The sequence below is a fragment of the uncultured Thiodictyon sp. genome, assembly GCF_903946935.1.
In the GTDB taxonomy this organism is placed as follows: domain Bacteria; phylum Pseudomonadota; class Gammaproteobacteria; order Chromatiales; family Chromatiaceae; genus Thiodictyon.
In genome coordinates, this window is the sequence record NZ_CAJAXH010000151.1 from 1 (window position 1) to 25,580 (window position 25,580).

Below are 25,580 nucleotides of genomic sequence, written 5' to 3' on the forward strand. Positions count from 1 at the left end.
CCCGCGACACCGTCGCCGCCACCATCCAGCGCCTGGCACGCAACGTCCGCCTGGTGTTCGACTACCTGGGCATGACCGAAAATTCCCGCCGTCGGCGGGGACGGCCAGCCACGGCGGGCTAGAACGGATTTGCCGTGGGCGAGAACCCCAGCCGCTTCCAAAGTCCGGACCGCCCGGTGGAGCAGGTGAGTTGGGAGGATGCGCAGGCGTTCATGGCCCGTCTCAACGGGTTGATCCCCGGGCTTGAGCTGGTGCTGCCGACCGAGGCCCAGTGGGAATACGCCTGTCGGGCCGGTAGCGACACCGCACTCTTTAGCGGCCCGATCGAAATCCTGGGGCAACGCAACGCCCCTGCTCTGGACCCCATCGCCTGGTATGGCGGCAACAGTGGGGTAGACTTTGAGTTGTCGGACGGCCGGGATTCATCCGGCTGGCCCGCGCAGCAGTCTCCTCACCCGCGATCCGGCAGCCACCCGGTTGAGCGTAAAAGGCCCAATCCTTGGGGTCTGTATGACATGCTCGGCAATGTTTGGGAGTGGTGCGCGGACGGACTACGTGCCTATGGTGAGCCCCCTGTTGTCGACCCGGTTGGCCCTTTGGAGTCCGGCGCGGCCCGGGTGGTCCGCGGGGGCTCCTGGTACGGCTACGCGCGCCACTGCCGTTGCGCGTACCGCAACCAGTTCGCGCCCGATTCCTGTAATGACTACCTGGGGTTCCGTTGTGCCCGAGTTCAGGCGTCGTGAGCCCAGCCAGTCTGGCAGGCGGTAGCGGAGCGCCTGAACCTCGCGCGGCCCGGCCCGCGGAGCGGATCGGGCCGGGCGGCGCCAGGTTCAGGTGCGCAGCGGGGGCGCTCCTTCCCTGGTTCCCTGGTTCCCTGGTCCCCTGGTCCCCAAACTCCGTTTGGGAACCCCGCCCCGGAACCGCCGCTTCAGGTGACTGGAGACCCGTTAAGCAGCGCTTCCCTCACCGCGTTCCCAAGGAGACCGGGGGAGCGCGATAACCGGAGAACACGATGGCCATTGTGATCGACGAGCTTCAGATGGGGCGGCTACCGTTTCGCGTACCGCATTTCAGCCCCGCGGCGGCCCGGGAATGAATGCGTTGGTGCGTTCGATATATTCGCGGTAGCCGGGGCGACGCTCGCCGATGTCCTGCTCCAGCAGGGTGACGCCGGAGACGCGCAGCAGCAACCAGGTGATGAGGATGGGCGAGCCGATGGACCACCAGCCGCCGGCGGCCAGGGCGAAGAGATAGAAGCCCCACCAGACACAGGCCTCGCCGAAATAGTTGGGGTGACGGGTATAGCGCCACAGGCCGCGGTCCATCACCTGGCCGGCGTTCTCCGGGCGTGCCTTGAAGGCGGCGAGTTGCCGGTCGCCGACGGCCTCGAACAGCAGGCCGCAGAGCCACAGAAGCAGGGCCGCTACGTCCAGCCAATTGAGTGGCGCGGTGCCCAGGATCGCGGCCAGGAGTGGCAGAGAGATGAGCCAGGCCAGGGCGCCCTGGAGTCCAAACACGATATAGCCCGACTTCCACCAGAACCCGGGGTCATTGGCCGAGCGCATGGCACGGTAGCGTCGGTCTTCCGGTTCACCCCAGTTGCGGCGGGTGATGTAGAGGCCGAGCCGCGCCCCCCATAGCAGCACCAACACGAAGACGAGCGTGGCCCGCGCACCGGGTGCGGACGCTCCCAGGCCATAGACGAGCGCGAGCAGGATGAAGAAAATCGGCCAGACTGAGTCCGCGATGCTCGCCTTCTTGAGCGGGATGCTCACTAGCCAAGCGATCAGGGCCAGGCCGAGGGCGGCGGCCAGTCCGGTGCCGTATAGACTCAGGTCAAACATGGGTGGTGTCCAGGTGGCGCGGCGACTGTCGATTGCGCCCATGACTATCCGGCGGTGCTTGGCGGCAGAGTGGGCGGGGCATGGGGTCTCCTCGTTAGGGCAGTGGCGATCAGGATGTGTATCTATTGTCCAATCGGCGGGATACAAGGGTGCAATGCCATGAAGTTAAGCCGTTCGTGGTGAGCTTGTCGAACCACGGGCGGCTTAACTTCAGGCGGCTAAAGTTTTCTCGTTCAGCCTTCGACAGGCTCAGGGCGAACGAGAAAACCGTATTTTATGGATGTTATGCAAGGGTGGGGCAGGAGGCACTTGCCAGATTCCGGAAGTGTACTGTGGCTCTGTTATCATCCCGCCCCAGCGGTGCGCGTCCGGGTCGGTTGATCGGCGATCGCGTGTACGTTGCCTTTCAACAAATGACATCAGATGTGGAGTTGTCCCGATGAATCAGTCTTTTGCCAAGCGTGCCGCGATCGCGGCGACCGTCAGTCTGCTCGTGGCCGGGTGTGCCACCGACGGCTCTGGGATGACCGAAACGGGGCAGGGGGCGGTCATCGGTACCGCCACCGGTGCCGCCTTGGGTGCGATTATCGGTTCAGCGAGCGGTCAAGCCGGCCGCGGGGCGCTGATCGGGGTCGTCGGCGGGGCGCTGATCGGGGGGGCGGCGGGGGCCTATATGGAGAGCCAGCGTAAGGACTTTGTGAAGTCCCTGGCCCCGGAGATCGCCTCCGGGGTCATCCGGGTCGACAAGCTGCCCAATGACAAACTGCTGGTACGCATGACCGGCGAGACCACCTTCGAGGTGGATTCCGATCGGATCAAGCCGAGCTTCGACAGCACCATGGACCGGATCGCGAAGATCATGAACAAGTATGGTAAGACCGAGTTGGTGGTCGCCGGTCATACCGACAGTACGGGTTCGGCGGAGCACAACCAGCAACTCTCGCAGCGGCGCGCGGCCTCAGTGCAGCGTTATCTGGAGGGCCAGCGCGTCTTGCCCGACCGCATTTATGCCTCCGGCTTCGGCCCATCGCAACCGGTGGCGAGCAATGAGACCGACGCCGGTCGGCGTCAGAATCGCCGGGTGGACATCACCATCGTGCCCATTACCGAGGGGAGTTGAAACACCTTGGCGAGCTTGGCGCCTTGGCGTGAGAACCGCTCTTTGCTAGATTTACGGTAAGCCCCGGGCCTGCCGGCGCATCTGCTCGACGATGGCATAGACGCCGACATGGCGACTGGGGCTCAGATGCTCTTGTAGATGGAGTCCATCGAAGAGTGCATCCACGTCGGTCGCCGCGATCTCCGCGGGGGTCTTGCCGGAGAGCAAGCGCACCAGGATTGCGACCACCCCTTTGATGATGGCGGTGTCACAGTCGCCGCTGAAGTGCAGTCGCTGCGGTGAGCCCCCATCCGGGTGGGCCGCCACATGGACCAGGCTCATGCACTCCTTGACCCGGTTCTCATCGGTTTTCTCGGCTGCCGGCATGGCCGGCAATTGCTCGCCGATTTCGACCAGGTATTGGTAGCGCTGGTCCCAGTCATCCAATAGGTCGAAATCGTCGACGATTGCCTGAATGTCATCGTTGACCATCGGTAGCCTCTTGGATACGCCAGCAATTGTGAATGCGCGGGTTGCGGGCGAAGTCCCGGGGCAGGGTCTCGCGGCCGAGGTCGGCGATCTCCAACTCGGGCAGGGCCTCGGCTTCCATGCGGAAGCGCCGCAGGTTGTTGGAGAAGATCAGGATGCCGCCCGGCTCCAGCAGGCGCATGGTGGCGCGGATCAGGGCGGCATGGTCGCGCTGGATGTCGAGCGTCTCCTCCATGCGCTTGGAGGTGGAGAAGGTGGGCGGGTCGAGGAAGATCAGGTCGAAGCGGCGCCGGCCCTCCACCAGGCGCAGCCAGTCCAGGCAGTCGGCGTGGATCAGCTCATGGGCCGGTCCCCGGATGCCATTGAGTTCCAGGTTGCGCCGCGCCCAGTCCAGATAGGTGCGCGACAGGTCTACCGTGGTGGTGGCCGCGGCCCCGCCGCGGGCGGCATAGACGGTGGCGGTGCCGGTGTAGGCGAACAGGTTCAGGAAGCGCTTGCCGGCCGCCAGGGTGCCGATCAGTCGGCGGGTGTCACGGTGGTCCAGGAACAGCCCGGTGTCCAGATAGTCCTCGAAGTTGACCAGGAAGCGGTGACCGCCCTCGGCAACCTCATGGAAGCGGCCGGTCTCGGCCAGTCGCTCGTACTGACGCTCGCCCTTCTGGCGCTCACGCACCTTGAGATAGACCTGGGTCTCTGGGACCTCCAACACCTCAGGGATCACACTCATGGCCTCGCGCAGTCGGCGGCGCGCGTCCCGGGGGTCGATGGTCCCGGGCGCGGCATATTCCTGCACGACGATGGAGCGTTGTTCACCCTCGTAGACATCCAGTGCCACCGCGTACTCGGGCAGGTCCGCGTCATAGAGCCGGTAGCAGGCGATCTCCTGGGCCTTGAGCCACTTACGCAAGGCCTTGAGGTTCTTGGTGAGCCGGTTGGCCAGCATGGTCGCGCCGTCGCTGCGTTCCGCGGGTGCAATGGGGCGCGGTCGGCTGGAGACAAAGTGCTGCGGGTCGACCTCAAAGTGCAACAGCCTGCATTCGATGGGGCCGTTATAGAGCGTGTGCATGCGCAGCGCCCGCAGGCCCATCTGTTTACCAAGATCGGGGTTGCCGGTCAACATGGCCGCGCGCCAGCCGATGAAACGCTCCCTGAGTAGGGTGCCCAGTCTGGCATACAGACCCGGCAGGTCGATGTCGGTGCCGAGTCGCTCGCCATAGGGCGGGTTGACGACGACCAGGCCCAGGTCGCCTTCTCTGCCGGGCCAGCAGTCCGCCAGTTCGCGCCGCTCGAAATGGGCGCGCCCGGCCAGTCCGGCGCGCTCCAGACAGGCGAGTGCCACACGGATGGCGGTGGGGCTGGCGTCATAACCGCGCAGCGGGTTGCGTCGTTCCAGGCCGGCGCGGCGCCGGTCCTGCGCCTCGTCGATCAGACGTGCCCAGATGGCGGGTTCATGCCCCGCCCAGCCCAGGAAGCCGAAGTCCTGGTGCAGGAGTCCGGGGGCGATGTCTGCGGCGATCAGCGCGCCCTCAATCACCAAGGTGCCGGAGCCGCACATGGGGTCGAGTAGTGCGCCCCCGGCGGCGGCGATGGCCGGCCAGCCGGCGCGCAACAGTATACCGGCCGCCAGGTTTTCCTTTAACGGCGCGGCCGAGCCCTCCTCGCGGTAGCCGCGCCGATGCAGTGAGCCACCCGAGAGATCAAGCGCGATGGTGGCGCTGTCCTGGAAGGCATAACAATGGATCGGTAGATCGGGGTAGTCCGGGTCGACGTTCGGCCGCGCGCCGCAGTGTTGGGTGAAGCGGTCGGCAATGGCGTCCTTGACCTTGAGTGCCGGGAACTGGCTGTTGTTGACCCCGGCGAGGTTGCCGTCGAAGCGCACCGCGAAGGTCCGCTCCAGCGACAGGTGGTCCTCCCAGGCAATGGCGCGGGCCCCGGCGTAGAGTGACTCGATGTCTGCTGCCGGGAATTGGGCGAGCGGCAGCAGGACCCGGTTGGCCACCCGTGACCATAGACAGGCGCGGTAGCCGTCCTCCAGCGTCCCCGTAAAGCGGGCGCCGCCGCGCGCCTCCACCGCCCCGGCGAGCCCCAGTTGTGCCAACTCCTCGGCGAGCAGACTGCCCAGGTGTTTGGGCGCGGTAGCGAAAAAGGTGTAGCGTTGCATGGGGCGGGACTCTCGGGATGCTGACTGGCCCGCAGGCTGCTGCGGTAGGCGAATCGACCAAGGTTATCACGTCGCGCCGGTCATGCCGGGCGAGCAGGGCGGCGTACAGCAAGCACCTGTAGGGGGAGCGGCCTTAGCCCGACTATCTCACGCCAAGGCGCCAAGCTCGCCAAGGTAAAGATTTTGCTTGTCGGACCGGGAGTATCGCCGATCTAGCTGCGGCTGAGAGTCAAGCGACGGCTTTCCACTCCGTCCATTGTCTTCTTGGCGAGCTTGGCGCCTTGGCGTGAGACTATTTGCCGGCCGCTCCAACCCTCAGGTACTGCGTCCCTTCAGCAGTTCGGCCAGGCCTTCCAGTGCCTTGTGGGTGGTTGGCGGGCCGCCGCCGCCCAGCGTCTTGCCGCCCCGGCCGGCGGCCACGGCCGCGCGGTGCTCCTCGTAGCGCTGGTGCTCGTTGTCGTGGCAATACAGACACAGCAGCTCCCAGTTGCTGCCGTCCGGCGGGTTGTGGTCGTGGTCCATGTTCTTGTGATGGACGGTGAGTTCGCGCAGGTTGAGCCGGTCGAACTCGCGACTGCAACGCCCGCACACCCAGGGGTAGAGCTTGAGGGCCTGTTCGCGGTAACCGGCGGCGCGTTCGTCGCTGGCGGCGCGTGCCTCAGTGACGATGCGGTCGAGTTTGTCGGTGTCGATCGGTCGACCGGTCTTACCGTGGCGTGGGGGGGTGTTGGCGGACATGGCTTGACCTCATCATGCCTGTTGGATGCCGGCGACATACCAGTCGCCGGAGGGGCTCGCCCAGGCGTGCTGGACGTGCCAGTACTCGCGCAACTCCTGGGCCACGCCTTGTCGATCCTCGCGGATCAGGCCGGAGAACAGGATGCTGGCGACCGCCAGATCGCCGTCGCGCTGCACCGACGCCAGTTCGGCGTTCAGACGCACCACCTCGATCTGAAGGCCTTGGAAGGCGCCGCCGAAGAACACTGAGGCGAGCAGTCCGCCGGCGGCCAGCCCGGCGAGCGGGCCGAGCCAGCGGCTGGCACCGCCGGCTTGCGGCGCGCGCTGGCCGGCGGCGCCCTGAGCACCCTGACCGGGGGTGCCTTGGGGTGCTGCGGTCTGGCGCGGCATGCTGTATTGTTTACCGATGTTGCCCCCGCCGCCCATGCGCCTGGCATCGGCCGGTGGGGCGAGCGTCAGGAGGCCGGCGACCAGCAGGGTCGTCGCGGCGATGAAGAGTGTCGTGAGTCTCATGGTCGGGTGAGATCCCTAAAATAGGTCGATGGATGGGGCGGCCCCCGGAGCGGGCCGACAGGCTGGCGCGACCGCGCGTATGGGCAAACTAATCGCCTAGTATCAGGGCCAGATCCGCGCGACGCAACCCCCCAGCGCCCGCGCTGCGGTGTGGGGCGTCATGGGCCCGGGCGGCGTCGGCGTGCCTTAACCGGCGGTCGGGATGGCCGACTTAATCGCTATGGCGTCTTGCGTTCCGCAGTAAACTAATGGTCACAATAGGTCCCAAGTCAGAGGTATATCATGCATCACCCATCGCTTGCGAGCGCACACACGGCCGTTTGCCGAACCCGCTTCGGCCGGGGCCTGGTTGGCAGCCTCATCGGTGGCCTCGCGCTCACCGTCGCGCTGGTGAGCGTGGCGACGGCGGGCGCGCTGGATGAGGTCAAGGAGCGCGGGGTCCTGCGCCACCTGGGCGTTCCCTATGCAAACTTCGTCACCGGGGCGGGAGACGGCATGGACGTCGAACTGATGCGCGCCTTTGCGGCGCATCTTGGGGTGCGTTACGAGTTCGTGAAGAGCGACTGGGGTGCGATCATCGGCGACCTGATCGGCCGCAAGGTGGCGAGCAAGGGCGACGACTATGAGCTGCTGGGTGAGACGCCGATCCGCGGCGACGTGATTGCCAACGGGATGACCGTGATTCCCTGGCGGGCCAAGGTGGTCGCCTTCGCGGCCCCGACCTTCCCGACCCAGGTCTGGTTGGTCTCCCGGGCGGACCTGCCGGTGTCGCCCATCCGGCCCAGTGCGGTGCTGGACAAGGACATCGCCGCGACCAAGGCGCTGATGCCCCGCCGCACCCTGCTCGGCAAGGCGAATACCTGTCTCGATCCCGAACTCTATGACATCAAGGCAACCGGGGCCAAGGTCACCATGTTCCAGGGTACCTTGAACGAATTGGCACCGGCGGTGATCAATGGGGAGTCGGAGCTCACCTTGCTCGACGTGCCGGATGCACTGGTGGCCCTGCAAAAATGGCCGGGGGAGATCAAGGTCATTGGTCCGGTCAGCGAGCGGCAGGATATGGCCCCCGCCTTCCGCCCCGCGGATAAGGACCTGCGCGAGTCTTTCAACCAGTTTCTTAAAGAGTTGAAGGCGAGCGGCGAGTTCACGCGTATCGCCCTGAGGTATTATCCCTTCGTGGTCGACTATTTCCCGGATTTTCTGCCCAAACCACGCTGAACCTCAAGTCGTGGAGTTAAAGAGCGAGTATGCAAGAACCCAAACCCCGGGGGACTCTGCGCGGTATTGCGCCCAGGTATGGTCTCCCGACCATCCTGATCAGTGTTGTACTGACGCTGTATGTGGGTTTCCTGCTGGTGGCCAACTACTGGTCCGCCACCAACCTGCGCCAGACCATGGAGCAGCAGCGGCGTCTGGAGAGCGGGCGGCGGGTGGCGGCGCTGCAATATTTCTTCAGCGAGCGGCGGGACGATCTGGCCAACCTGGCCTTGTCGCGGGAGGTGGCCGGCTTTTTCGAGAATCGCGCCCTGGGGATGAGCCTGCAATATGGGCTCAAGGCCAGCCTGATGTCGATTGGCACCCGCTTTGGCAAACTCATTGACCGCAAGCGCATCGGTACCCGGCCGATCTACGAGCGCCTGGTTCTGCTCGACGATGCGGGAGAGGTGCTGGTCGATGTGCCGGACGTGGGTGAGACGGCCGGTCTCGGTCGGCCCTGGAAGGAGTTTTTGAACCCGGCCGACGTGGACGGTTCAATCCGGGTGCTGGAGGATGGTCACACGCTGGTGGCGTCTCTGGCATACACCTTCAAGGGCGCCTATGCCGGGCAGTTCATCGCCCTGCTGAACGCGGACCTGGTGATGCACGAGATCCTCAATGTGGATCGCAACACCGACGACACCTGCGTGGCCGCCGTCAAGGGCCGGCACCTGCGCGGTGTGGGCTGCGACTTGGCCCCGGCCCTGGCGCAGATGACCCTGTCTCGGGCGATGACTGACGGCCAGCTCTTCGAGTTCCGCGACGGCCCTGCGCGCAACGGCGAACACATGATCGCGCTCGTCCGCCTGGTGCCGGGGACCGAGTTTATGCTGATCGACCAGATGTACTACGCGCAACTGCGTGGCCGGCTCGAACCCTGGCACCTGTTTCTGGGGATGGCAAGCCTGGCGGTGGTGGTGCTGCTCGGGGTCTTTCTGATCCTGCGGCTGAACCTGCGCGCCGTCGCCTTGCAGTCGCATCTGCGCGAGAGCGCCGTGCGCGAGCGGATGGTGCAGGAGAAAAACTTGGAGCTTGAACAGGAAATCGGCGAGCGGCGGCGGGTGGAGAGCGAACTGCGCGACGCCAAAGAGGCGGCGGAGGCGGCCAACCGGGCCAAGAGCGAGTTCCTCGCCAATATGAGCCACGAGATCCGCAATCCGATGATTGGGGTGGTCGGGATGGCCAACCTGCTGGCTGAGACCCGGCTCGACCAGGAGCAGCGCGAATATGTCAAGGTGGTGCTCAACTCGGCCGACGCCCTACTCAGAGTCATCGACGACATCCTGGACTATTCCAAGGCCGAGGCCGGCAAGCTCGCCCTGGACGAGACCGACTTTGGTCTGCGCGACCTGCTGGAAGAGCTCTCCGACATGTTCGCCTACAAGGCCGATGGCCTGGGCCTGGGGTTCGCCTGTATCTGTGAGCGGACGGTGCCGGATCGGCTGCATGCCGACCCGGGCCGGTTGCGCCAGGTCCTGATCAACCTGATCGGCAACGCCATCAAGTTCACCGAACGCGGCGAGGTCGAGGTGCGGGTCGAGGTGCGGCCCGGAGCGGCCAGCGGTGCGCGCCTGCACTTCGCGGTGCGCGACACCGGCATTGGCATCCCGGCGGATCGGCTGGGGCTGCTGTTTCGGTCGTTCTACCAGGTGGACACCTCGTTTACCCGCCGTTATGGCGGCACCGGGCTTGGGCTCGCCATCTGCCGCCGGCTGATGGACCTGATGGGCGGCGAGATCGGGGTGGACAGCGGGGAGGGGGATGGCTCCTGTTTTTGGTTCGAGTTGCCGATTATCCGGGCTGCCACCCTGGAACCGCCGGCGCCGACCTGGCCGGAGCCGCCCCGGGCGTTAGTCATGGACACCCTGGCCATCGGGCGGGACGCGCTCACCGAGACCTTGGCCCATGCGGGGGTCACGGTCGTCGCTGCCGCCGACACCGCCAGTGCGATGGACGAACTGCTGCTGGCCGAGGACCGCGGGGCGCCCTTCGCCCTGGTGGCGATTGTCCTGCGCGAGCCGGGCGGGGAGGGCGACCGGTTGTGCGACTTGGTGCCCCATCAGCCCTGGCAGCGACCGGTGCGGGTGCTGGCCCTGGTGCCGCAGGGGCGGCGCCGCGACTTTAACCTGACCGATGAGTGTCCGATACGGGTACTCACCCTGCCGGTCCATCGCTCGGCCCTGTTTGAGGCCTTGGGGTTGCCGGTGCCGACACCGGTCCCGGAGACGGCGGTGCCGCTGGTCGAGGCCCCGCTCGACCGACCGGCGGCCCCGGAGCCGGCGACCGAGGATGCCCAAATCCTGGTGGTGGAGGACAACAAGATCAGTCAGAAGGTGGCCACTGCCATGCTCGCCAAACTCGGCTATCGGGTGGAGTCGGTGGACAACGGCCGCCTGGCCCTGGGGGCGGTCAAGGACGGTCGTTACCAACTGGTATTGATGGATATTCAGATGCCCGAAATGGACGGTCTGGAGGCGACCCGGCGCATCCGCGCCGCCGAGGCGGCGGGTGAGTTGCACTTCGAGTCACACTTCGGCCACCTGCCGATCGTGGCCATGACCGCCCATGCATTGGAGTCCGACCGCTTGTTGTGTCTGGCCTCCGGCATGGACGACTTCATCACCAAGCCACTCGATCGGCAAATCCTCGTCGACACCCTGGGGCGGGTCTTCGGCACCGCGTCGCCCACGCTGCACTGAGCGGGGTCGCGGGTCAGGCCGTGAGGTGCTGTTCAAGAAGGGCCTGGGCCTCCTTGAAACGATAGGCGCTGACCAGTCCATGCAGCTCGGTGCAGAAGGGCCGTTGCGCGGCGCCGACGTCGGCCGCCGCCAGCTCGTCCGCCAGGGCCTTGCAGTCGCGCGCCCGGTGTCCCGCCAGCGCCACCGCCAGCGCGGCGTAGCGTTCGGCCAACCAGTCCGGTACGACACTCGGCCCGGGGTTCGGCCGATCGCCGCTCACCCCGCTACGCACCGCAGCGATGGCATCGCACAGCGCCGGGATGCCGGCGGACAGGGTGGCGAGCAGTGGCGGGTAGCGCTCCGGTTGGCCCTCGCGGATCGCCTCATGCAGGGCGGCGCAGGCGGGGAACAACTCGGTGGCCGCCAGGTTCCCCAGGACGCCCTTGAGGGTGTGGGCCAATTGCCGGGCGGTGTCAGGGTCCTGCGCGAGCGCCTGGGCGATCTGCACCGGGGTGTCGCGGTAGGCGTCGCTGAACTCGCCGAGCACGTCCCAGAACAGGTCCAGGTCGTCGCCGACGCGCTCCATGAGTTCGGCACTGTCGATGCCGGGGACGAAAGGGGGCTGGTCGCCTGGGTAGGGCTCCATCGATGCGAGTACCTCTTGGGTGGCGGGTCGGCCGTCCGGCGAGCGTGCCAGGCCGTGCTAAGGGACCAAGATCCTACCAGAGAAGGGCCTCCCCCCTCTCAGCCGATCCGTGCCGGGAGCCGGCCGGCGGCGGCGCCGGCGGCCCGCTCCGGGCGCCCCTCAATGCCGCAGTTCAGCCACGTCCATACTGGCGGCGGAGGCCATGTCCATCAGGCCGCGCATCAGGCTCGCCCGCTCGCCGAGCGCGATGGTCTCGATCAGGGCCTGTTTGTCCTCGGGGCTCAACGGCAGGTGGGCGCACAAGAGGTTGACGAGGTCGCTGTCCGCCATCTTCTTGACCTCGTCCCAGGGCACCTCGACCCCGCGCAGGGTGCAATAGGACTTGAGCGAGACCAGGAAACCGTCGCGGTCGGCGATGGTCTGGGTCTCCTCGTGACAATCGGCGGCGAAGCGTTCCCAGTCCACTGACACCCGCCGGTAACCCCCGCGTCCAGCTACCTCGGCGCGCACCTGAAAGCGGCACACCCCAGTGACGACCAGCACGATGCGTCCGTCCGGGGTCTCGCTGTAGGAGGTGATGCGCCCGGCGCAGCCGATGCGGTGGATCTCCGGCTCATCGGCCTCCAGGTCCTCGCTCGTGGGCTGTACCATGCCGATCAGGTGGGCATCCGCCAGTGCATCGTTCACCAGGTTCAGATAGCGCGGCTCGAACATATTGAGCGGCAACTGGACGCCGGGCATCACCACGGCACCGGACAGTGGAAAGATCGGGATCTCGACCGGCAGGTCGGCGAAGCGGGGGAAAAACGGGTTGCGGCTCATGGGGGGCTCCGGGATGCGGTCGGCCGTCAGGATAGGGCAGACGCGCCCTGTCGTCATCCGTAGTTTGGGGGCGATCATCCAGGTTCCCCAGGGCGCTCGCCGACGCGTGCGTCCGCCGGCCCTTTGGTCTTACACTGCCGCCCGATCTTCCACCCACCAGTTCCGACCTATTCTCGCCATGATCGACCGCCTCTTTCATCTCTTCGAACGCACCCTGGCCGGCGTGCTGCTGCTCCTGATCGGCGTTGTGGCGGCGCTCGCCGTAGTGGAGCTTTGCGCCATCATCTACCACGACCTGACCAACCAGGAGGGCCTGCTGCTGGACCTGCACGAGCTGTTCGAGGTCTTCGGCATGTTCCTCATCGTCCTGATCGCAATCGAGTTCATGTCAAGTATCTACATGTATATGAAGGATAAATCGGTGCATGTCGAGATGATGCTGGCGATCGCCATCACCGCGCTGACGCGCAAGGTGGTGGTGCTGGAGTCATCCTCGGTCGACCCGCTCTATCTGCTCGGGCTGGCGGCCCTGCTCGGTATCCTGATCGGCGGTTACTACCTGGTCAGGCGCCAGGACGCGAAGGGGGCAGGCCCCGGCGAGGGACATTGAACCGGGGCGGCCCCGGGTCGGGGGCATCGCCGCACCGATTCCCCCGCCTATACTGTGCCCCTACGGGTTAGAATGGGTGCTTGAGCCAATAACCCTAGCGGCCGCACGCGGAATCCGTCAATGAATCAGAGTATCCCCGATGGGAACCAGGAGGGGCACCAGGCCCTGGACCTGGAGCGCGACATCAAGCTGTTCACCGCCCTGCTCGGCGAGGTCTTGCGCGAGCACAGCCGTAAGCGTGTACTGGTGATCGTGGAGCGGCTGCGCGACGGGTTCATGCAGTTGCGCGAGCAGGAGGACGCGGCGCTGCGCGAGAAGCTGATGAAGCGCATCGACGCGGTGGACGCCCAGACCCTGTCGGAGGTGATTCGCGCCTTCACCATCTTCTTCGGACTGGTGAACACCGCCGAGGAGCTCAACGCCTATCTCTCGCGCATGGACCGCATCTCCTCGGGCGAGCGCCTGTGGTTCGGCTCGTTTGACGACACGGTGCGCCAGTTCCATGCCGATGGGGTACCCCCGCAGAAGTTTCAGGACCTGCTCAACCACCTGATCTATCTGCCGGTATTCACCGCCCACCCGACCGAGTCGAAGCGCCGCACTATCTCCGACGCCTTCCGGCGCATCTTCCTGATCGCCCAGGGCCTGCACCGCCAGCGGCTCAACGAGGAGGAGCGCGTGGAGCAACTCCAGGCGATCCTGACCGAGATCCAGGGCCTGTGGAAGACCGACGAGGTCCGGGTCCACAAGCCCCAGGTGATCGACGAGGTCCGCCAGGGCCTGCACTATTTCCGCGAGTCGCTGTTCAAGGCCGTGCCGGAGACCTATCGGAACCTGGAGAAGGCGATCCGCCGCTGCTATGGCCCGGAGGGCGGGCTGCGGGTGCCGAGCTTCATCCGCTTCGGTTCCTGGATCGGCGGGGACCGGGACGGCAATCCGTTCGTCAAGCCCGAGACCACGGAGCTGGCGGTGCGCATGCACCATCAACTGGTGTTGGAGGAGTACCAACGCCGCGTCATCGCCTTGCGCCGGGTGCTCAGTCACACCGTCCCCATCTGCCAGCCCTCGCCGGCCTTCATGGACAGCCTGGACGCGGACGAGGAATATTGGCTGGAGACCATGGGGCAGGGCCTGCGCCGTTTCGCCAGCGAGCCCTATCGGCGCAAGCTCGCCATCATGGACCACCGGCTCGCCGCCAACCTGGACCGGGTGCGCGCCCGCATCCGCGGCGAGCACCACGCGGTGCCGCCGGGCGGCTATGCCGGCGACCGCGAGTTCCTGGCCGACCTCTATCTGATCCGCGACTCGCTCATCCACCACGGCGACGCCAATGCCGCCGCCGGACCCTTGCAGGACCTGATTCGACTGGCGGAGAGCTTCGGCTTCCACCTGGTCCACTTGGACTGCCGCCAGGAGTCGACCCGCCACACCCAGGCGGTGACCGAGCTCTTCGCCCGCCAGCCCGGCGCCCCCTATTACGAGGCCTTCGACGAGGACCAGCGGCTCATGGCCCTGGCCGAGTCGATCGCCCACCCCCATCCCTTTATCTTCGAGAAGGCGACCCTGACCCCGGCGACCCGCGAGACCCTGGAGGTCTTTGAGGTGATGGCGCACCTGGGTGCCGAGATCGGCCGCGGCTGTTTCGGGCAGTACGTCATCTCCATGACCCACACCGCCAGCCATGTGATGGAGGCGATGCTGCTGGCGCGGCTGGCCGGGCTCGCCGGGCGCGATCGCCAGGGGTGGTTCTGCAACATCCAGATCGCCCCGCTGTTCGAGACCATCGACGACCTGGGTCACATCGACTCGGTGATGACCGCGCTGTTCGACAACCCCACCTACAGCGCGTTGCTCAAGGCCTCCGGCAACCGCCAGGAGGTCATGCTCGGCTACTCGGATTCGTGTAAAGACGGCGGCATCCTCTGCGCCAGTTGGAACCTCTACGAGGCGCAGCGCAAGGTGATCGCGCTGGCGGACAATCGCCAGGTCTGCTGCCGGCTCTTCCACGGCCGCGGCGGCACCATCGGGCGCGGCGGCGGCCCCACCCACGAGGCGATCCTCGCCCAGCCGCCCGATACGGTCCATGGACAGATCAAGTTCACCGAGCAGGGCGAGGTGCTGTCCTACCGCTATGCCAACCCGGAGACCGCCCGTTATGAGCTGATCATGGGCATCAGCGGGCTTATCAAGGCCAGCCGCTGCCTGATCGCACCGCCCCCGCCGGACCGCAAGGACTATCTGGGCATCATGGACGAGTTGGCGCGCCTGGGCGAGCAGGGCTACCGCAGGCTGGTGCGCGAGACCGACGGCTTCCTCGACTATTTCTATGAGTGTACGCCGCTCGATGCCATCGCCCTGCTCAACATCGGCTCGCGGCCCTCGCACCGCAAGAAGGGCGACCGCGCGCTGTCATCCATCCGCGCCATCCCCTGGGTCTTCGGCTGGGGCCAGTCGCGCACGACGCTGCCGGCCTGGTTCAGTGTCGGCCAGGCCATCGAGCGTTGGCGCGGCAGCGACCCCGAGCGGCTCGCCAAGCTCCAGCGTATGTACCAGGAGTGGCCCTATTTCCGCGCGCTGCTGTCCAACACCCAGATGTCGCTCTTCAAGGCCGAGATGCACATCGCCCGTGAATACCTGCGCCTGGCCCAGGACCAGCGGCAGGCGGCGGTGATCTATGGCCTGATCGAGGCCGAATATGAGCGCACCTGCACCCAGGTGTTGCACGTCGCCGGCCTGCGCTCGCTGATGGAAGACACCCCGGACCTGGCCCATTCGCTGGCCCGCCGCAACCTCTATCTGGACCCGCTCAACCATATCCAGGTGGCGGTGCTCGGGCGTTATCGCGCCGAGCAGGACGAGGCGTTGCAGGAGGAATGGCTCGATCCGCTGCTGCGCTCGATCAATGCCATTGCGGCGGGGATGCGCAATACGGGCTGACCGCTGGGGGCGCCGCACTCCAGTGCGGCCAGCCTCTCGGCAATACGCAACGCCGCGGTAATCTGCGAGGCCGGTCGCGGCCGGGGGCCGTTCCTACGAGGATGATGGCGGGGTCAGGATTGGGCTTGGCAGTCGGCGCGTCCGCGTCGCGGTGGGTCTTGATGACCGGCCCGGCGCGCCGCCATCTTATGGATCGCTATGACCGCAGCCGTCATGCGTTTTATGGTCGACGGCCACGGGGTTGACTGGGGACGGCCCTTTATCTAAAGTTAACAATAATTTTGCCAATTGGACGGCGGTTGAGCGACCGGCCGATCACGCAGGCCGCTGCCGCTCGGCATCACATACTCTGCGCGTAACGTCAAACGCATGGAGCTCTCGACGCAATCGCGTCTACCGGCCATGAATCACCTAGTTCGCGCAAGCGCGGAGAAATGCAATGCTCTATTGGTCCTGGGACCCGTCGCTCTCGGTCGGTATCGATGTGATCGACAGCCAACACCTAAGAATTATCGATTATATCAACGAGTTGTCTGTTGCGAGAAACGAGAAAAACAAAGAAGATGTGACTCAGATCCTGATGAACCTGGTCGATTACACGACCACCCATTTCGCCTTTGAAGAAGAATTGATGAAGAATGCGGGCTATCCCTTGTCCGACTCGCACAAGAAGGTTCATGAAGCGTTTATTTCAAACATCAATAACTTGGTCCGCCAGCATGAAGAGGGGCGGGATGTGACCGGTAAATTGATGAGTACGCTGCAGATATGGTTAACCAACCACATCAAGAGAGATGACAAGGATTATGCCCCCTATGCATCCAAGATGTTGAATCCTGGTTGGCTCAAGAAGACTTTGGGTCGGTTTTTCGGTTAGCCAGTGCTCCCTCCCCGATTGGGGGAGGGCGGGGAGGGGGAACGGCCAAGGCGCCCGCCACTTTCATCGTTCGGGGTCGTGCGGGCGCCATGGCCGTTAGCCGACCCTGGCAAAGGCGCAGTTGCGCCGGTTGGCCTTACACCGCCCCCCAGACCTCGCGGCGGCTGGTGGTCTTGGCCGCCTGAACGGCCTCCAGGGTCTGCTCGGGCAATTTGAAGGCGTGGCCCTTGGCCGCTTGGGCGACGACCAGCACCTTATCCTCGGAGTTCTGGCCCTTCAGGTCTGCCTTCTCGACATAGAACTCTTCCATCAGGTTGTTCCAGACGATCCCATCGTCGAACTTGAGCAGGACATAGCGGTTGGCGCCGATCTGGACCTGGGCGCTGGCGGCGATATTGTCCACGTAGAAGACTGGGACACAGTCCGGGGCCAGGTCGCCCTGGAAGCGTGCGACAAACTCGGGTAGTTCGTCGATGCTGGCGAAGTTGCCGGCGACGAACTGGAGCTTCTCGGCCGTGGCGAGCATCACCGCCTCCTTGAGCAGTGCCCGGGGCGGGTTGCGTTTACGGGCCGCCTCGTCGTACTCGCCGGCAAGCACGGTGAAATCGCCGCGGAAGGCGAAGAGTCCGGCGGTACCGGTCGGGCCCTGGGCGGTAATGAGCCAGTAGCGTTCCTGTTCCTGGTAGGTGTCGAGCAGCATCTGGGTTGGTCTCTCAGTGTTGGGTGTAGCGATTCGTTGACTTAGGCGCCATAGGGCTGGTTGTACCAGTCGCGCAGCACCTTGAGGTCGCGCACCGGCAGGTAGTCGTAGGCGCCCATCAGGTCGGCGTGGACGGCCTCCGCCAATTGGTGCGAGACCTTGGGGTTGGTCAGCATGTGGAAGTACCAGGCGAAGGGGTAGCCGAGTACACGGTCGAAGCCGTGGATCTGGTTGGCGAGCTGGGCGCCCCGTGCCACCTCGCCATCGGGCAGCGCCGGGGCCTGCGCGGCGGCGATGGCAACCGGCTTGGCGCTGCGGTGGTCGTCGCCCTCCTGGTCGCGATATTCACGGATGGCGAGTACCCAGTGCTCGCAGAAGATGGAGGTCTCACCGGCGCTGCTGCGGTCCCAATCGGCCAGGAAGCGGGTGAGTCGGGGGCTGGCGTCGGTGGAGTCCAACAGTGCATTGATCGGCAGCAATCGGCGAAAGACCAGCCGCGCCGGCCCCACCGGTTGCGGCTCCAGGTGCGGCAGGTCCATGGGGTCGACGAAGTCGGCGATGCTGTCCGGGAACCAGTCCGGCTCATTCAGGCTGTGATCCAGTACCTCCTGCAACTCCTCGATCTCGATCTGGATGAAGTCGCGCGCCGCCGGGCCGGTCGCCGCGACCAGATAATGGGTCTGGCCGTTGAGGCGGGTCGCACAATAGTCTTGGCCGTCGATCTGTGCCATCAGTGAGTCGATGTCACCGCCGCCGAGCGCCTCCGCCCAAGAGGCGATGTGCTCGGCGATGCGCGCCCCGTCGCGGTCCACGACCCCGCCCAGGCGGTGCCAGCCGCCGCGCGAGAGTGCGTGACGGACCTCCAATCCGGGCAACAGGCTGCCGATGGCCGCCACCAGGGCCGGCACGTCCGCCCCAGTCGGCAGTGCGGCGCAGGCCTCGGCCACGCGCAGGGCGAGCGTCTGGGATTGCTGTGGGTCAAGGTCGGTGGCTGTCATTCGCTTAACCTGATCGTTCGTTGGTTTAATAAGAATTATTAAGAATTATTCGTCCGCAAATGAACGCAAATGAACGCTAATGAACCCAAATCTAATAAATGCAACAGATAAATGCAACAGAGGTTGGGAGGGTCGGCATCGAGACTGTTTAGGCGCCGCCAATCGGCCCAATACGCAAGATCCGTTTCTCATTTGCGTTCATTTGCGTTCATTTGCGGACAATGTTATTCCTCTCGTTCGGCCCACCGGGCCTGCGCTGTCGCCCGGACATCCGGGTCGGGGTCTTCGAGCAAGGCCCCGAGCAGGTCGACCGGCAGCCGCTCCGCCAGGCGCAGGCGCACCCGCCAGTCCGGGTCGGCAAGCAGACCGTCGGCCTCCTCGTAGTCGATGCGCTCGGCCACCTTGATCCGCACCTCGGGCTCGGGGTCGTTGCGCAGCAGACCCAGGCTCTCCAGCGGGAGGCGGTCCGCGACAGTAACGCGCACCTGGCGATCCGGGTCGCGGATCATCCGGAACAGCCGCCCGACCGGCAGGCGGCGCGCCACATATTGGCGCACCAGATAGTCCGGGTCGGCGGCCAGACACTCCACCCGCTCGGCGGGTAGGCGTTCGGCCACCATCACCCGCACCTCCCGATCCGGGTCGGTCGCGAGCGTCGCCAGGGCCTCGATCGGCAGGCGGTAGGCGAGCACGCGGCGTACCATCTCGTCCGGGTCTGCGATCAGCGTCAGCAATGTCTGTTGCGAGACATAACGGGCGGCGATGGCGCGCCGCTCCCAGAATGCGTCCCCGGCATAGGCGTCCGCCAGGGCCGGATTGACCCGGAAGAAGCGCTCGATCTGACGGCCGCTCATGACCCGCACGCACACGTCCCCCGGGGTGCAGCGGCCCTGGGTCAGCAGGTCGTGCCGGTGTGGGCACTCGGCACAGTCGGCGACCGGTGGTGCGGACACGTCGGGCTCAATCGCCGCAGACCCAAGGGCGGGCGCCCTAGTGGGTTCCATGGTCGAGCGCGGCCAGGACCAGGCCGGTCGCGGCCTGCGGATCGGCCGTCAGACGCAGGCAGTGGGCCTGGCCGTCGACCAGATAGAGGTTGAATCCCTCCGCGCTGCGCACCGGCGCGGTCACGCCAACCCCTTCGCCAATGTCCTCATCCTGGCAGTAGGTGAAATGGATGGGTGCGAAGGCCTGACGCAGGGCGCCGAGGGTCTGCTCATTGAGCCCGGCCCGCGTAACCACCTGCACCACCTGATCGAGACGCTCAACGCTGATCATGCATCCTCCTCGCAGGTGCGTTCAAAGCGAATACGCTCCTGCGGCGCCATGCCCATGACCTTGGCGAGCCAGGGCGGGGCCTGGTGGGACAGGGTCTCCTGGAGCCGGACCATGCGCTCGCGGGCGCTGCCGCCGGCCGCGTCCTTGATGGGGTGGATGTCCAGCTTGATCACCTTGGCCGCGGCCGGGCCGCCGATGGAGGCGACATAGAGCACCTGGCAGTCCGCGATCAGACCGGCGCGGTAGGCATTGCGGTCCTCGGCGCCGGTGTCGTCCACCCGGCGCACGTCGATCAGTCGGCACTCGGCCGCCGAGACCTGATAGATCAGGAAGCGCCGGGCGGCGCCGAAGTGGCCGTCCAGGTGGTCGCCGGTGTCGGAGGCGCAGGCGACCCGGATGGAGCCGGGCATGTCGCCGTCGGTGTAGGCGTCGAGCGGGGGAGGGGGGGCAGAGTCCACGATGCCCTCGCCCTTGAGGTGCGCCAAGGCGGCCTTGAGTGCATCGAGGTCGATGTCGCCCAGTTCGCCGTCGGCCGCGGCCCGCAGGTCCTTGACCTTGAGCGCGGCAAGCTTCTCCACCGTCGGGGGCAGACCGACGGCCGCCCCCAGTACCCGAATCAGGCGTGCCGGGTCGGTGTCGGGCAGGGCGCGGGCCGCCAGCCCGATCCGCAGGGCGAGGTCTTCGGAGATTGGGCTAGCCATGATTGATTGTCCGCCAATGAACGCCAATGAACGCAAATTAAAATGGTGGGTGGCTAAGGCGCGTATCTGCACCGCGCTGATCGCCACTGACCTCTGACATACTGCATCCGCCCGCTCACCTTTTTTCCGGCGGTGATCGTCGCGCCGATCACCGAGCGCGCGACAGGCCATTGGTTGGCCCCGTGGACCCTGTTACGGTGAGGTCCAAGGGCCAACCGAGGGCGGCTGAACTCCGCAACCTGAACCATTAACGCCGGTCGATTCTTCGCGAGGCTTCGCGTCCCCGCATAGGCCTAATTTGCGTTAATTTGCGTTCATTTGCGGACAATACCCCTCAAGCCGCGATGATGCAGTCGTCTTCCATACAGGCATTGACACACTGTGGCATGTCGAATTCGCCCTCGCACTCGGTGCAGGTGTCGGGGTCGATCTTGTAGACGCCCTTGAACGGGGTAATGGACTTGGTGGGGCAGATGGGCGCGCAGTCGCCGCAGGCGGTACAGGCGGATCTGACGATTTGCATGGCCATGGTGGGTCTCCGGTTCTCTAGTCGACGCCGCCGCACACGGCGGCCGGTTACAGGATCAATCGGCGCGTTTGAAGCGCAGGGTGGTCGGAAAGATCGGGGGTGGGCTGATGGGGTCAATGTACCACCGGGACCCGTCGGTCAGCTCCACCTCACCGCCCCAGGTCTGGGGGGTGTCGGTCTCTACGGTGGCGATGGTCTCCTCCATGTCCTTCTTGGCGACATAGAAGAGGAGCGCGCCGCTGTCGCTCTTACGGATCATCACGCTGGGCATTGGGTCACCTCTATATGCTGGGTGCAGCGACGCTCCCGCGGGTTGCCGTCGCTGCCGGACCAGTGAAGCAATCCGCTTGACGTTCTTCGCGGACTGCTTCACCGTCACCGGGAGCCGACCGCCGGGGATGGCGGTCGGTTCCCGGTTAGCGGACCAGGTCGTAGTTATAGTCCGTGGTGCCCATGCCGCGGGTTTCCTCGTCCAGTCGCTCCAGGACCGCATTGACCAGGGTGGTGAGGATATACATCGCCCCCTCATACCCCAGGGTGGTCATGCGGTGCAGGTGGTGCCGGTCGAAGATCGGGAACCCGATACGGATCAACGGGACCTCGAACTCCTTGCCCTTGTGCAGGGTGTCGCGCTGAATAAACTTACCATACGAGTTGCCGATCATGAAGTCCGGCTTGTTGGTGAAGACCAGCGAGCGGAAGTGCCACAGGTCCGCACCGGTATGCACCGTCGCGCCCTTGCCGTAGGGGGACTTGGCGAGAATGGCCTCAACCTCTTTCTTCCAACGCTTGTTGGCATGTTGGCAGAGGATATCGGTCGGCTCCGCGCCCAGTTCCAGCAGGAACTTCACCATGCCCAGGACATAGTCCGCATCGCCGTAAAGCGCAAACTTCTTGCCGTGCAGCCAGGCGTGGCTGTCGGTCATCATGTCCACCAGGCGGCCGCGCTCCTTGGCCAGCGAGGCCGGGATCGGCTTACCGGTCAGCTCCGAGACCTTCATCAGGAAGTCGTCCGTCCACTCCAAGCCCATGGGGATGTTGATGGGGGTGGCCGGCTGGTTCCAGACCAGTTCGACGTGCTTCTTGGTCTTGGGCAACTGCCAGGGTTGCAGCAACAGGGTATCGATGGCGTTGGGGGCGTCCTTGACCTCGGCCTGGGTGGTGCCGCCGGCATACATGCGGTACTCGCCGTCGGCCGGGGTATCCAGCACCTCGGTGGGGTCGCACAACATGGTGTGGGCCACGCCCATCTCATCGAGCATGCGATGCATGACCCGATAATTGCCCAGGTAGGTCTCGAAGCCCGGCACCAGATTGATCTTGCCGTTGCTGCCGACCACCTTGTCGTCCATGGTCTTCAGGCTGAAGCTGCGGACGATACCCTCGAACATGTTGTCCCAGCCGGTGGTATGAGAACCGACAAAGCTCGGGGTATGGGCGAAGGGGACCGGCAGATCCTCGGGGATGTGACCCTCCTTCTTCGCATTGGTGATGAAGCTGCTCAGGTCATCGCCGATGACCTCCGCCATACAGGTGGTGGACACCGCGATCATCTCCGGCTTGTAGAGCGCCAGCGCGTTCTCCAGACCGTCGAACATGTTCTTCTGGCCGCCGAACACCGCCGCGTCCTCGGTCATGGAGTCGGACACGCAGGCGATCGGCTCCTTGAAATGGCGGTTGAAATAGGAGCGGAAATAGGCCACACACCCCTGAGAGCCATGCACATAGGGCAGGGTCTTCTCGAACCCCAAGGCACAGAGCACCGCGCCCAAGGGCTGGCAGGCCTTGGCCGGGTTGATGGTCAGGGCCTCACGCTTGAAGTTGAGTTCCTTGTATTCTTCGGTCGTGGTCCATTGGAAGACCTGAGCCACGCGCTCGCTGGTATGGCCTTCCTCGACCGTGCTACGCTTGTTGGCGAGATTGTCCTTGTACTCCGGCGCCCGGAATAGCGGGTAGCTCGGCTTGATGTCGTCGACTGTCTGGCTCATTTCGAATCTCCTGCCGCGCCGCTAATCTGCGGACACAGGCATGAAAGGGACTGATCTTCGGGCGTACACACTGTGGCCGCCGGCGCACCGGCGGCCGCTCACCGCTAGGCGCGGGCCTGCGCCGGTTCCTCTTCGGCCGCCTCGGTGGCCAGCCAGGGGGCCTGCATCTTGCCCCAGCAGGGGTTATTGATGGTCATATCCATATCCCGGGCAAAGATGGAGAAGCCGTCATAGCCGTGATAGGGGCCGGAGTAGTCCCAGGAGTGCATCTGGCGGAAGGGGATGCCCATCTTCTGGAAGATGTACTTCTCCTTGATACCGGAACCGATGAGATCCGGCTTGATGCGCTTGACGAATTCCTCGAACTCGTAGCCGGTCACGTCGTCATAGAGCAACGTGGATTCGGCCATGTCCTTGATCGTGCGGTCATAGTCGTCATTGTGGGCGAATTCGTAGCCGGTACCGACTACCTCCATCCCCAGGTCTTCATAGGCGCCGATGACGTGACGGGGGCGCAGGCCACCGACATACAACATCACGCGCTTGCCTTCCAGCCGCGGCCGGTACTTGGCAATGACCGCATCGTACTGCGCCTGATACTTGGCAATGACCGCTTCGGCGTTGGCCTGGATGGTCTCATCGAAGAAGGCAGCGATCTTGCGCAACGACTCGGCGATCTTGGTCGGCCCGAAGAAGTTGTACTCCATCCATGGGATCCCGTACTTCTCTTCCATGTGCCGGCTGATATAGTTCATCGACCGATAGCAATGGATGAGGTTGAGCTTGACCTTGGGCGTCAGCTCCATCTCGGCAATGGTACCGTCGCCGGACCACTGGGCGACCACGCGCAGGCCCATCTCCTCGAGCAGGATGCGCGAGGCCCAGGCGTCACCGCCGATGTTGTAGTCGCCGATCACCGCCACGTCATAGGGCGTGGTGGCAAAGGAGTCGTCACCGTCGCGGTTGCCGATGACCCAGTCACGGATGGCGTCATTGGCAATGTGGTGACCCAGCGACTGGGAGACCCCGCGGAAGCCCTCGCAGCGTACCGGGACGATCGGCTTCTCGATCTCCTTGCCCTTCTTCTTGGCGACCGCCTCGATGTCGTCGCCGATCAGACCGATCGGGCATTCCGACTGGATGCTGATACCCTTGTTGAGCGGGAACAACTGCTCGATTTCGTCGATCAGCTTGGCGAGCTTCTTGTCGCCGCCGAAGACGATGTCCTTCTCCTGGAAATCCGAGGTGAAGTTCATGGTGCCGAAGGTGTCGACCCCGGTCATGCCGACATAATAGTTACGGCGCCCGGCGCGGGAATACTGACCGCAGCCGACCGGGCCGTGAGAGATATGGATCATGTCCTTGATCGGGCCCCACACCACGCCCTTGGAGCCGGCATAGGCGCAGCCGCGCACGGTCATGACACCGGGCAGGGACTTACGGTTGGAGGTGATGCACTTCTTGGACTGCTCGATCGACTGATCGTTGACCGCCAGGTGCTTGGCGCGGTCCTTCTTGGCCTTTTCCGGGTAGACTTCCAAGACTTCGGCAATGAGGTCGAGGGTCTCTTCACGAGTCAAATTTGCCATGTTGGCTCTCCGCTACGGGCGCCGCGGCTAATCCGCCGACGAGACGCTCTGCAACAACGCTGTTCTGAACCACCGCGGCGCCAAGGGCGCCTTGGGGCACGATCTTGGTACTGCGTCCGATCAGGCGGCGGCTTCCGCCTCGGCCGTCTTGCCGACGACTGACTCGTCTTCCTCGTCCATCAGGCCGAAGTCCATCAACAGCGCTTCGAGTGCATCCATGGTGATCGGGGTCGGGATCACAAAGTTCTTGTTGTTGATGATCTTGTGCGCGAGGTCGCGATACTGCTGGGCCTGCCCGGCCTTCGGGTCGTACTCGATGACCGTCATGCGACGGATCTCGGCGCGCTGCACCACGTTGTCGCGGGGCACGAAATGGATCATCTGGGTGCCGAGCTGGCGGGCCAGTTCCATGATCAGCTCGTCTTCGCGGGCGGTGTTACGGCTGTTGCAGATCAGGCCGGCCAGACGCACGCTACCGGAGTTGGCGTACTTCACTATACCCTTGGCGATGTTGTTGGCCGCGTACATGGCCATCATCTCGCCGGAGCAGACGATGTAGATTTCCTGGGCCTTGTTCTCGCGGATGGGCATGGCGAAACCGCCGCACACCACGTCGCCCAACACGTCATAGAAGACGAAGTCCAGATCGGCCTCGTAGGCGCCTTCCTCTTCCAGGAAGTTGATGGCGGTGATAACACCGCGGCCGGCGCAGCCGACGCCCGGCTCCGGGCCGCCGGACTCGACGCACTTGATGCCGCGGTAGCCGACCTTCAGTACGTCTTCCAGTTCCAGGTCCTCGACGCTGCCGGCGTTCGCCGCCATCTCCATGATGGAGTTCTGGGCCTTGGCATGCAGGATCAGACGGGTGGAGTCGGCCTTGGGGTCGCAGCCGACGATCATCACCTTCTTACCGGCCTCGGCCAGGCCGGCGACCAGATTCTGGGTGGTGGTGGACTTGCCGATTCCACCTTTGCCGTAAATGGCGCATTGACGCAGTGCCATGGGTAGGTTCTCCTGTGAGGGGCTTTCGCAGCGGTTGAACAAAAATTTGCGTTCGATTGCCTATCAGCAAACCTCGTGCCAGGTCACAATGCATACTAAAAGATACTGTAAAACAAGCGAATGC

24 protein-coding genes are annotated in these 25,580 nt (G+C 64.9%); 7 read left to right on the forward strand and 17 right to left on the reverse strand.

The window, feature by feature from the left end:
* Positions 1–134 precede the first annotated feature (134 nt).
* Positions 135–743 carry a formylglycine-generating enzyme family protein gene (locus QZX93_RS13290; protein WP_295389580.1) on the forward strand — a complete coding sequence of 203 codons (609 nt, stop codon included), beginning with the start codon at positions 135–137 and terminating at the stop codon, positions 741–743.
* A gap of 327 nt (positions 744–1,070) precedes the next feature.
* On the opposite strand, the gene QZX93_RS13295 is transcribed toward QZX93_RS13290, so the two are convergent.
* A complete protein-coding gene (locus QZX93_RS13295) occupies positions 1,071–1,844 on the reverse strand; it encodes a DUF1295 domain-containing protein (RefSeq protein WP_295389581.1) in 774 nt (257 codons plus the stop codon).
* Between the two features lie 439 nt (positions 1,845–2,283).
* On the opposite strand from QZX93_RS13295, the gene QZX93_RS13300 reads away from it, so the two are divergent.
* Entirely contained in the window at positions 2,284–2,964 is a 681-nt protein-coding gene (locus tag QZX93_RS13300; RefSeq protein ID WP_295389583.1) for an OmpA family protein, read from the forward strand.
* Positions 2,965–3,015: 51 nt separating this feature from the next.
* Here QZX93_RS13300 and QZX93_RS13305 read toward each other — a convergent pair whose 3' ends face one another.
* The 4 genes from QZX93_RS13305 to QZX93_RS13320 form a co-directional block, all read right to left on the reverse strand.
* Positions 3,016–3,435 (reverse strand): SufE family protein, encoded by a 420-nt coding sequence (locus QZX93_RS13305; protein WP_295389585.1) that lies wholly within the window; start codon positions 3,433–3,435, stop codon positions 3,016–3,018.
* The gene (gene rlmKL, locus QZX93_RS13310; RefSeq protein WP_295389587.1) at positions 3,422–5,593 is read right to left on the reverse strand and encodes a bifunctional 23S rRNA (guanine(2069)-N(7))-methyltransferase RlmK/23S rRNA (guanine(2445)-N(2))-methyltransferase RlmL; all 2,172 of its coding nucleotides are present in this window, start codon (positions 5,591–5,593) and stop codon (positions 3,422–3,424) included. The genes QZX93_RS13305 and rlmKL overlap by 14 nt, the downstream gene beginning before the upstream one ends.
* Positions 5,594–5,908: 315 nt before the next feature.
* Positions 5,909–6,331, reverse strand: coding sequence for a YajD family HNH nuclease (locus tag QZX93_RS13315; RefSeq protein ID WP_295389589.1), 423 nt, complete (start codon positions 6,329–6,331; stop codon positions 5,909–5,911).
* 12 nt (positions 6,332–6,343) lie between these two features.
* The gene (locus QZX93_RS13320; protein ID WP_295389591.1) at positions 6,344–6,844 is read right to left on the reverse strand and encodes a hypothetical protein; all 501 of its coding nucleotides are present in this window, start codon (positions 6,842–6,844) and stop codon (positions 6,344–6,346) included.
* A 282-nt stretch (positions 6,845–7,126) separates the two neighbouring features.
* On the opposite strand from QZX93_RS13320, the gene QZX93_RS13325 reads away from it, so the two are divergent.
* Together QZX93_RS13325 and QZX93_RS13330 are read left to right on the forward strand one after the other, a co-directional pair.
* Positions 7,127–8,065: a transporter substrate-binding domain-containing protein gene (locus tag QZX93_RS13325; protein ID WP_295389593.1), complete on the forward strand. Its 939-nt coding sequence runs from the start codon at positions 7,127–7,129 to the stop codon at positions 8,063–8,065.
* A 29-nt stretch (positions 8,066–8,094) separates the two neighbouring features.
* The gene (locus QZX93_RS13330) at positions 8,095–10,803 is read left to right on the forward strand and encodes an ATP-binding protein (protein ID WP_295389595.1); all 2,709 of its coding nucleotides are present in this window, start codon (positions 8,095–8,097) and stop codon (positions 10,801–10,803) included.
* A gap of 13 nt (positions 10,804–10,816) precedes the next feature.
* On the opposite strand, the gene QZX93_RS13335 is transcribed toward QZX93_RS13330, so the two are convergent.
* Positions 10,817–11,428, reverse strand: a complete 612-nt coding sequence (locus tag QZX93_RS13335) for an Hpt domain-containing protein (protein WP_295389597.1) — start codon at positions 11,426–11,428, stop codon at positions 10,817–10,819.
* Positions 11,429–11,587: 159 nt separating this feature from the next.
* On the reverse strand, positions 11,588–12,250 hold the full coding sequence (locus QZX93_RS13340; RefSeq protein ID WP_295389602.1) for an LON peptidase substrate-binding domain-containing protein: 663 nt from the start codon (positions 12,248–12,250) through the stop codon (positions 11,588–11,590).
* Positions 12,251–12,428: 178 nt separating this feature from the next.
* Between QZX93_RS13340 and QZX93_RS13345 the strand changes: the two genes are divergently transcribed.
* The 3 genes from QZX93_RS13345 to QZX93_RS13355 all read left to right on the forward strand — a co-directional run bounded on the left by QZX93_RS13345 (position 12,429) and on the right by QZX93_RS13355 (position 16,674).
* Positions 12,429–12,860, forward strand: coding sequence for a phosphate-starvation-inducible PsiE family protein (locus QZX93_RS13345; RefSeq protein WP_295389603.1), 432 nt, complete (start codon positions 12,429–12,431; stop codon positions 12,858–12,860).
* Positions 12,861–12,980: 120 nt separating this feature from the next.
* On the forward strand, positions 12,981–15,797 hold the full coding sequence (gene ppc, locus QZX93_RS13350) for a phosphoenolpyruvate carboxylase (protein ID WP_295389605.1): 2,817 nt from the start codon (positions 12,981–12,983) through the stop codon (positions 15,795–15,797).
* Between the two features lie 439 nt (positions 15,798–16,236).
* Entirely contained in the window at positions 16,237–16,674 is a 438-nt protein-coding gene (locus tag QZX93_RS13355) for a bacteriohemerythrin (RefSeq protein WP_295389607.1), read from the forward strand.
* A gap of 136 nt (positions 16,675–16,810) precedes the next feature.
* On the opposite strand, the gene QZX93_RS13360 is transcribed toward QZX93_RS13355, so the two are convergent.
* The 10 genes from QZX93_RS13360 to nifH form a co-directional block, all read right to left on the reverse strand.
* Positions 16,811–17,374 carry a hypothetical protein gene (locus QZX93_RS13360; protein WP_295389609.1) on the reverse strand — a complete coding sequence of 188 codons (564 nt, stop codon included), beginning with the start codon at positions 17,372–17,374 and terminating at the stop codon, positions 16,811–16,813.
* Between the two features lie 41 nt (positions 17,375–17,415).
* Positions 17,416–18,372, reverse strand: coding sequence for a hypothetical protein (locus QZX93_RS13365; RefSeq protein WP_295389611.1), 957 nt, complete (start codon positions 18,370–18,372; stop codon positions 17,416–17,418).
* 224 nt (positions 18,373–18,596) lie between these two features.
* Positions 18,597–19,325, reverse strand: a complete 729-nt coding sequence (locus QZX93_RS13370; protein ID WP_295389613.1) for a 4Fe4S-binding leucine-rich repeat protein — start codon at positions 19,323–19,325, stop codon at positions 18,597–18,599.
* A 37-nt stretch (positions 19,326–19,362) separates the two neighbouring features.
* Positions 19,363–19,647 (reverse strand): DUF6129 family protein, encoded by a 285-nt coding sequence (locus tag QZX93_RS13375; RefSeq protein WP_295389615.1) that lies wholly within the window; start codon positions 19,645–19,647, stop codon positions 19,363–19,365.
* Positions 19,644–20,348, reverse strand: coding sequence for a dinitrogenase iron-molybdenum cofactor biosynthesis protein (locus tag QZX93_RS13380; protein WP_295389617.1), 705 nt, complete (start codon positions 20,346–20,348; stop codon positions 19,644–19,646). Before QZX93_RS13380 ends, QZX93_RS13375 begins: the two co-directional genes overlap by 4 nt.
* A 334-nt stretch (positions 20,349–20,682) precedes the next feature.
* The gene (locus QZX93_RS13385) at positions 20,683–20,877 is read right to left on the reverse strand and encodes a 4Fe-4S binding protein (RefSeq protein ID WP_295389619.1); all 195 of its coding nucleotides are present in this window, start codon (positions 20,875–20,877) and stop codon (positions 20,683–20,685) included.
* A gap of 55 nt (positions 20,878–20,932) precedes the next feature.
* A complete protein-coding gene (gene nifT / locus QZX93_RS13390) occupies positions 20,933–21,148 on the reverse strand; it encodes a putative nitrogen fixation protein NifT (protein WP_295389621.1) in 216 nt (71 codons plus the stop codon).
* 145 nt (positions 21,149–21,293) lie between these two features.
* Complete coding sequence (nifK, locus tag QZX93_RS13395; protein ID WP_295389623.1) at positions 21,294–22,865, reverse strand: nitrogenase molybdenum-iron protein subunit beta; 1,572 nt, start codon at positions 22,863–22,865, stop codon at positions 21,294–21,296.
* Positions 22,866–22,969: 104 nt separating this feature from the next.
* On the reverse strand, positions 22,970–24,454 hold the full coding sequence (gene nifD / locus QZX93_RS13400; RefSeq protein WP_295389625.1) for a nitrogenase molybdenum-iron protein alpha chain: 1,485 nt from the start codon (positions 24,452–24,454) through the stop codon (positions 22,970–22,972).
* 120 nt (positions 24,455–24,574) lie between these two features.
* The gene (gene nifH, locus QZX93_RS13405; RefSeq protein ID WP_295389627.1) at positions 24,575–25,456 is read right to left on the reverse strand and encodes a nitrogenase iron protein; all 882 of its coding nucleotides are present in this window, start codon (positions 25,454–25,456) and stop codon (positions 24,575–24,577) included.
* Between the last annotated feature and the right edge of the window lie 124 nt (positions 25,457–25,580).